Source organism: Mycobacterium sp. 4D054 (assembly GCF_052245755.1).
Classification (GTDB): domain Bacteria; phylum Actinomycetota; class Actinomycetes; order Mycobacteriales; family Mycobacteriaceae; genus Mycobacterium.
In genome coordinates, this window is the sequence record NZ_JBQQCF010000132.1 from 1 (window position 1) to 1,525 (window position 1,525).

Annotated in this window: 2 protein-coding genes; both read right to left on the bottom strand. The window is 65.6% G+C overall.

The window, feature by feature from the left end; all coding sequences use genetic code 11:
- Window positions 1-17: 17 nt before the first annotated feature.
- The gene (locus tag ACTWP6_RS30215) at window positions 18-1,262 is read right to left on the bottom strand and encodes an IS110 family transposase (protein WP_105386664.1); all 1,245 of its coding nucleotides are present in this window, start codon (window positions 1,260-1,262) and stop codon (window positions 18-20) included.
- Window positions 1,263-1,337: 75 nt separating this feature from the next.
- A partial coding sequence (locus ACTWP6_RS30220) for a hypothetical protein (protein WP_205765297.1) occupies window positions 1,338-1,525 on the bottom strand: 188 nt, incomplete at its 5' end.

Genomic DNA, 1,525 nt, shown 5'->3' on the forward strand with positions numbered 1-1,525 from the left:
GCATGAGTTGCCCTGTGTCAAGCCGCCCTGGGTTGATCCTGGTTGATCAGCTTTTGGAGGGCCCTGTGTTGGGTGGGATCGTAGGCGACTTCGTCGTGCCAGCAGTGCCAGAGGATGTAGAGCCAGGCGCGGGCGAGGATGCGCACGGCGTGGGGGTGGTCGTGTCCGCGGGCTCGGGCGCGGTTGTAGAGATCGGCAGCCCAGGGGTTGGCTCGACGACTGTCACCGGCGAAATCGCATACGGCGTCGCGGAGTTGTTTGTCTGCAGCCCAGCGGAATCCGACGTGTTTGACTTTCCCGGACTGGCGGGTGGAGGGGGCGACTCCGGCCAGGCACGCCAGCGATTCGGGGGTGGGGAACCGTGCGCGGCAGTCGCCCATTTCGGCGAGCAGTCGGGCGGCACGGAAGGTGCCCGAGCGGGGCAGGCTGGTGAAGATATGAGCATCGGCGTGAGCGTCGAGTTGCTCGGCGATGCTCTGGTCGAGGGTTTTGATCTGGGCGCTCACAGTGCTCAACACCTCGACGAAGGTCGCGGTGATGGTGGCACCGTCGATACCGGTGGCGCCGCGAGGCGCGGCGGTGAGTCGTCGGTGCAGTTCACTGGCGTGGGTGCGGCCGCTGTAGCCAACGCTGGCCAGCCAGTTGGCCATCCGGGTGACCGAGAGCCAGTCGGCGCGGTCCTGGCAGTCAAAGCGGGCCAAAAAGGCCAGGCTGATCGGCGAGTCGATATCGGCGAACAGCCCGACCGCGCCGGGAAAGACGATCATCAGATGAGCCCGCAGCTGGTTGGCGATCGCCACGCGGTGAGCGACCAGATTTTTGCGGGCTCGACAGGTCTGACGCAGGGCGACGGTGGCCGGGCTGTCGGGCTGCAGGGGCCGCAGCCGGGTCCGGTCGGTGCGCAAGGTGTCGGCCAGGACGAACGCGTCGAAGCGGTCGTCTTTGTTGCCGGCCGATCCGTAGCGCCCGCGCAGGTTCTTCACCTGGTTGGGACTGATCACCACGACGGTGATCCCGGCCTCGAGCAGGGCATCTACAACCGGACCGTCGGGGCGTTCGATGGCGACTTCTCCGACACCGACGCGCTGCAGTGTGGTGAGCAGATCACGCAGCCCAACGGCGTGGTGACCGATCGTTTTGCGGGTGATCTCGCGGCCTTTGGCATCGACGATCGAGACCGCGTGATCATCGCGGGCCCAGTCGATTCCACAGGTGAGCCCATTGGTGGGTTCCGTTGGCAGGGTATTTCGGGCAGACTTCATGACAGCCTCCTCGCTGCTAAGCCCAGTGGGGAGGCACCCTTATGTGCAGGTTCCGGGGCACGACTGCCGGTTCGCTCACTGAGCGGCGCTCGGTGGCGCATAGCCCTGTCGACGGTCAACGCGCCCCGGGTAACCACTGGCCTCCGCAGAACTCATGCTGGACATCGAATGTGTCGAGCGAGCAGGGCGATAGATCAGCGGCACCTCGGGTGCATCGGCAATCCATCCAAGATCACCGACACAAGGATGGTGCACCAGTGAGC

Coding starts and splice junctions, on each gene's coding strand:
- ACTWP6_RS30215 (WP_105386664.1), bottom strand. CDS start 1,262: ATGAAGTCTGCCCGAAATACCCTGCCAACGGAACCCACCAATGGGCTC.